The sequence below is a fragment of the Pseudomonas sp. 13B_3.2_Bac1 genome (assembly GCF_025466205.1).
GTDB classification, from domain to species: domain Bacteria; phylum Pseudomonadota; class Gammaproteobacteria; order Pseudomonadales; family Pseudomonadaceae; genus Aquipseudomonas; species Aquipseudomonas fluorescens_H.
Genome location: NZ_JANLOG010000134.1, coordinates 34,518 through 40,517 on the forward strand (window position 1 = coordinate 34,518; position 6,000 = coordinate 40,517).

Here is a 6,000-nt window from a genome sequence, read left to right on the forward strand (position 1 = left end):
AGCACCCTGAAAAAATAAAATCCTTATAAATCAATAAGTTAAAAATCGTGAAATCTGCAAGGGTCGTGCAATCTGCATGAATGGCCATCGTGCATCCTGCATTTTGCGGGATCGTCACGGATTAAACGGAACCAAACGGCAAAGGCGCAATCACCGCCGCCAGATGTGACAGGGCGGATACAAAACATTGCAAAAACCGCGTGTACAGGCCGAGAAGCGCTGACGTATTTTCGGACTCGACCTTGCCCACAACGCAGGTCATGCCCACAGCCCGAACAATAAAAAACGGCCAACCAGGCCGACCGGGGAGCTGCCATGAGTCACGCGCCGAGCGACACGATTACCTGGGGCATGATGCTCCGCAAACTGCCGACGATCGCCAAAGCCATCCCAAGGGTGGTCAAAGGCATGAAAGTCGCCAACGTCACGGATCCGACCCAAACGTGTGGCCTCGGCTGGACCTTCGAGCAGGCAACGCTGCGTAACCCCGAAGGCCTGGCGATCTTGCAGGACAGCGTCTTGCTGACCTATGCGCAGGTCAACCAGTGGGCCAACAGGATTGCCCACTATCTGAGCGCGCAGGGGATCGGCAAGGGTAATGTGGTGGCGGTGTTCATCGAGAACCGTCCGGAACTGCTGGTGACCATTCTGGCGCTGGCCAAGGTCGGTGCGGTCAGTGCACTGCTCAATACTTCGCAGACCCGCGATACGCTGATCCACAGCATAAATCTGGTCGCGCCAGTGGCGGTTGTCCTTGGTGAGGAGCTGCAGCCGGCGTTTGCCGCGATCCGCGAGCAAGTGTCGATCCCGGCGCAACGCACCTGGTTTATCGCCGACCGTGACACTTACAGCCAGCCCGGAATTGCCCCCGAGGGCTACATCAACCTGATCGGCGCCAGCGCCGAAGCGCCCGGTGACAACCCGGCCAGCAGCGGCGAAGTGTTCTTCAACGACCCGTGCTTTTACATCTACACCTCCGGCACTACCGGCCTGCCCAAGGCCGGGGTGTTCAAGCACGGTCGCTGGATGCGCAGCTCGGCCAGCTTCGGCATGATTGCCCTGAACATGACCCCCGACGACGTCGTCTATTGCACCTTGCCGCTGTACCACGCTACCGGGCTCTGTGTGTGCTGGGGCTCGGCGATCAACGGTGCTTCGGGGTTCGCGATCCGCCGCAAGTTCAGCGCCAGCCAGTTCTGGCCTGATGTGCGTCGCTATAACGCAACCACCCTCGGGTATGTCGGCGAATTGTGCCGCTATCTGGTCGATCAACCGGCCAGCGCCGAGGACAGCCGTCACCGGGTGCGCAAGATGATCGGCAACGGTTTGCGCCCTGGCGCCTGGGCCGAGTTCAAGACCCGGTTTGCCGTCGAGCACATCTGTGAGCTGTACGCGGCGAGCGACGGCAATATCGGCTTCAGCAATATCCTCAACTTCGACAACACCATCGGTTTCTCGCTGATGGCCTGGGAGCTGGTGGCGTACGACCACGACAGCGGGCAGCCGCTGCGCAGCGCCGACGGTTTCATGCGCAAGGTCGGCAAAGGCGAGCAGGGCTTGCTGCTCGCGCGGATTGACGAAAAAGCTCCGCTGGATGGCTACACCGATCCGCAGAAAACCGCCAAGGTGGTGCTGCACGACGTGTTCAGCAAGGGCGACCGCTACTTCAATACCGGCGACCTGCTGCGCAATATCGGTTTTGGCCATGCGCAATTCGTCGATCGGCTCGGCGATACCTATCGCTGGAAGGGTGAAAACGTTTCGACCACCGAGGTGGAAAACCTGTTGTTGCAACATCCACACATTTCCGAGGCAGTCGCTTACGGTGTGGAAGTGCGCAACACCAACGGTCGCGCCGGGATGGCCGCAATCACGCCCGCCGAATCCCTCGCGACCCTGGATTTCGCCGAATTGCTGGCGTTCGCCCGTCAGCGCATGCCGGCCTATGCGGTGCCGCTGTTTCTGCGGGTAAAGGTGAAAATGGAAACCACCGGGACTTTCAAATACCAAAAGACCCGACTGAAAAACGAAGGCTTCGACCCCGGCCAGACGGGCGATGACCCGATCTACGCGTGGCTGCCCGGCACCCAGACTTACGTGCAGGTGACGGATCAGGTGTTGGCCGATATTCATCAGGGCAAGTACCGCTATTGAGATTGGCTATGGCACGTCTTGAGAAAAAGGGGGTGACAGCTATCGTCGCGCTCGGGAAACTGTCGGCTTTGCGAATAACCGAAAGTGGAGTTGCCCATGTCTGACCAAAGCCGCCAGATGACCCCTGAAGAAGCTGCCGAATTCACCGAGCAGGTTTTCAACAAGGCACGCGACGGTGATGCGCTGATGCTCGATCGCCTGATCAGCGCCGGTTTGCCGGTGAACCTGAAAAACAGCAAGGGCGACACGCTGTTGATGCTCGCCAGCTACTACGGCCACGTCGACGCGGTGCAGGTGCTGCTCAAACACAAGGCCGACCCGGAACTGCGTAACGGCAACGGCCAGAGCCCGATTGCCGGCGCGGCGTTCAAGGGCGATCTGGCCGTGGTCAAGGCGCTGGTGGAAGCGGGCGCCGAGATCGAAGGTTCGTCCTTCGATGGCCGCACCGCGCTGATGATGGCGGCGATGTTCAATCGCGTGGAAATCGTCGATTACCTGATCAGCAAGGGAGCGGATCCGAAGGCCAAGGATGCCAACGGCATCACCGCGCTGGATGCGGCCCGCACCATGGGCGCGGTCGATACCACGGCGCAGCTGGAAAAACTGCTGGCCTGATAAGTCAAAAGATCGCAGCCTGCGGCAGCTCCTACAGGTCTCACATTCGTTCGCCAAATGGACGCGGAACCTGTAGGAGCTGCCGCAGGCTGCGATCTTTTGCTTTGTGCGCTATTCTCCGCGCCCTCGAATTCAACCTTCCACAGGATCCGCTCTCATGAAAGCCGCACTCGTCGAACTCATCAGCAAAATCAGCTCCGGCTGCATGGGCGAGGACGAGATCCTGAATGTGGCCGACGAAGCCGCGCAGGCCTACGCCGATGCCGAAGCCTTTCTGGCGGCCAACCCGGACATCAACTACGACGACACCTTCCCGATCCCGCTGGGCGAGTGGGTCGTGGTCGGCAGTCTGCCGGAAACCGTGTTGTTCCAGGCCGACACCTACGTTGACCTGTTCGCGCAGATCGTCGCCTCGTTCGGCCCGGGCGTGGATTTCAACCTCAAGCCCAAACAACTGGCCAAGACCGAAGCGCTGACCGCGCTTAACCGCATCCAGGTGCAGATGAGCAGCCTGAACAAGGAAAACGGCGGTTACACGTTGATGAATTTCAGCCAGTTGCTCGACGACGAGCTGCAAGTGGTACTGGTCTACGGCAACGACGTGCCGCGAGTGCTGGAACTGTGCGCTGAAGTCGGTATCGCTGCCGCGCCGTCGCTGGAAGCGTTGAAGGTCGCCGTTCACGTTTGAACGCAATAAAAGGGAACCCTGCGCGCGACCGTCTATCCTAAAAGTGCATGCCACTATTCTGGAGCGACACCATGGGTTCCACGTTCAACGGTCTGATTGGCCTGATCATCCTTGCCCTCGACATCTGGGCCATCATCAACGTGCTGAAAAGCGGGGCCGAGACCGGGATGAAAATCCTCTGGGTCCTGCTGATCATCCTCCTGCCGGTGCTGGGCCTGATCATCTGGGCAATTGCCGGGCCGCGGGGCAATGTGCGGATCTGACGCTTTCCCGAAAACACGCTGATCCCCTGTGGGAGCGGGCTTGCTCGCGAAGGCGATTGTTCAGTCGAAACACAGGTTGAATGACACTCCGCTTTCGCGAGCAAGCCCGCTCCCACATTGGTCTTGCGTTAGCTTCAGAGTGTGCCCTGTCGGAGGAAGGTTCGACCTGTCATCTTCAGCAACGTAGAATGCGCGCCTTTCCCGGGCAATCGTTTCCACGATTGACGCCCGCGCATTCATCGGAGCACTTGACCATGACCGTCACCAAGACCAGCGAGTACCTGGAAACCCTCTACGAAGGCTACGGCCAGCGTTTTCGCATGGAAAAACTGCTGCACGAAGTGCGCACCGAACACCAGCACCTGGTGATCTTCCAGAACCCGCGCATGGGTCGGGTAATGGCGCTGGACGGCGTGATCCAGACCACCGAAGCCGATGAATTCATCTACCACGAAATGCTCACCCACGTGCCGATCCTCGCCCACGGCACCGCCAAGCGCGTGCTGATCATCGGCGGCGGCGACGGTGGCATGCTGCGCGAAGTGACCAAACACGCGAGCGTCGAGCACATCACCATGGTCGAGATCGACGGCACCGTGGTCGACATGTGCAAGGAATTCCTGCCGAACCACTCCAAGGGCGCCTACGACGACCCACGGCTGAACCTGGTGATCGACGACGGCATGCGTTTCGTCGCCACCACCACGGAAAAATTCGACGTGATCATTTCCGACTCCACCGACCCGATCGGCCCGGGCGAAGTGCTGTTCTCGGAGAACTTCTACCAGGCGTGCCACCGCTGCCTGAACGAAGGCGGGATCCTCGTGACTCAGAACGGCACGCCGTTCATGCAGATCGATGAAGTCAAAACCACTGCCGGTCGCCTGCGCAGCCTGTTCCCGGACTGGCACTTCTATCAGGCGGCCGTGCCGACCTACATCGGCGGTTCGATGACTTTCGCCTGGGGCTCGACTAATCCGGCCTACCGCAAGCTGAGCCGTGAAACCCTGCAACAGCGCTTCATCGGCAGCGGCATCGTCACCCGCTACTACAACCCGGAAATCCACATCGGCGCGTTCGCGTTGCCACAGTACGTGCTGCAGGCGATCAACAAGCCAAGCAACGACTGACCAGGTCGATGGAGTCCTTGTGGCGAGGGAGCTTGCTCCCGCTTGAGTGCGCAGCACTCACAAAGTCTGCGATCGCTAAATATTTTGGGGCCGCTTCGCAGCCCAGCGGGAGCAAGCTCCCTCGCCACACAATTTTTCCAGCCATGAAAATGATGTTTTTTTCATGTTCGTCTGCTGCAATCCTTTTGAACGATCAATCTCGCCAAAAGTCGAGATAGAAGTAAGCCCATTTGCGGGTTTGATCGAGGAGGCACCGATGCAAAAGTGGAAAGTCACTTTCGTGGACGATCATGGTGAAATTGTCGATGAGGTGTTCGAGCGCGCGGAATGCCCCAGCGACGACGAGGCTGCACGCCTGATCAAGGAACGGCTCCTGCCGGTGGCCGCCGAACTGGATATGAATGATCTGGAAGGGCGAACCCCGGATGCAGGTGCGAAAAATCTGAAAGCCCAGAACAGCATCGAAATCCGCAGCATCACTCCAATCTGAAATTCTTCCTGTCACTTGAAGTACCAGGCCTTGGCAGCGCCTCTGTCTTGGGGCTACTCTGCAAGCGAGATCAGCGAAACAATCGCTAAGGTCTGGTCTTGTCAGCTACATGCTTGTTTCCCGCCGGCAACCCTGTTGCCGATGCACTTCGGCCTGTAAGGCCCGGGGCGGGAATACGGAAAGTCTATCCATCTATGCGAGGGGGACGTTTCATGAGCACAGCCTATCAAGAAGACATCAGCAGCAACGTACTGCGCCGCATGAAAGAAGGCGGTTTCGACTTTTCCCGGTTCCATCCCATCGAGTTCTACGCCATTTTCCCGGACGAGGAGCGGGCGCGCAGGGCGGCAGGTAAATTCCGTGGTGAATCCATCAATGCTCAGGTCAGTGCGCGCGACGATGGCGCCTGGTCGCTGGAACTGAGCAAAGTGATGTACGCAACGTATGACGACATTGGCGATTTCGAGCAGGGATTTTCTGCCGTGGTCGAGCCGCTGGGCGGCATCATCGAGGGCTGGGGCGTGAAGCAGGAGGTGCGCAATCGCTATCGTCTTAACTGATTCAGCGCAACTATTGTCGAGCAACGGCTGACCTTCGGGTCGGCCGTTGTCGTTTCCGGCCTTGAGAATGCTCTGGCAAAACCCTGAAACAAGAATCCCG

At 59.0% G+C, this 6,000-nt stretch carries 7 protein-coding genes; all 7 read left to right on the forward strand.

Features of this window, described 5'->3' with window-relative positions:
• Positions 1 to 315: 315 nt before the first annotated feature.
• Positions 316 to 2,154: a long-chain-acyl-CoA synthetase gene (locus NTD85_RS22230; RefSeq protein ID WP_262143230.1), complete on the forward strand. Its 1,839-nt coding sequence runs from the start codon at positions 316 to 318 to the stop codon at positions 2,152 to 2,154.
• A 96-nt stretch (positions 2,155 to 2,250) separates the two neighbouring features.
• A complete protein-coding gene (locus tag NTD85_RS22235; RefSeq protein WP_003223216.1) occupies positions 2,251 to 2,769 on the forward strand; it encodes an ankyrin repeat domain-containing protein in 519 nt (172 codons plus the stop codon).
• A 157-nt stretch (positions 2,770 to 2,926) separates the two neighbouring features.
• Positions 2,927 to 3,457, forward strand: coding sequence for a hypothetical protein (locus NTD85_RS22240; protein ID WP_003223219.1), 531 nt, complete (start codon positions 2,927 to 2,929; stop codon positions 3,455 to 3,457).
• Between the two features lie 71 nt (positions 3,458 to 3,528).
• On the forward strand, positions 3,529 to 3,720 hold the full coding sequence (locus NTD85_RS22245) for a PLDc N-terminal domain-containing protein (RefSeq protein ID WP_003223221.1): 192 nt from the start codon (positions 3,529 to 3,531) through the stop codon (positions 3,718 to 3,720).
• A 254-nt stretch (positions 3,721 to 3,974) separates the two neighbouring features.
• On the forward strand, positions 3,975 to 4,850 hold the full coding sequence (speE, locus tag NTD85_RS22250; protein WP_041068886.1) for a polyamine aminopropyltransferase: 876 nt from the start codon (positions 3,975 to 3,977) through the stop codon (positions 4,848 to 4,850).
• Between the two features lie 256 nt (positions 4,851 to 5,106).
• The gene (locus tag NTD85_RS22255) at positions 5,107 to 5,340 is read left to right on the forward strand and encodes a hypothetical protein (protein WP_003223224.1); all 234 of its coding nucleotides are present in this window, start codon (positions 5,107 to 5,109) and stop codon (positions 5,338 to 5,340) included.
• A gap of 212 nt (positions 5,341 to 5,552) precedes the next feature.
• Entirely contained in the window at positions 5,553 to 5,900 is a 348-nt protein-coding gene (locus NTD85_RS22260) for a ribonuclease E inhibitor RraB (protein ID WP_003223226.1), read from the forward strand.
• Positions 5,901 to 6,000 lie beyond the last annotated feature (100 nt).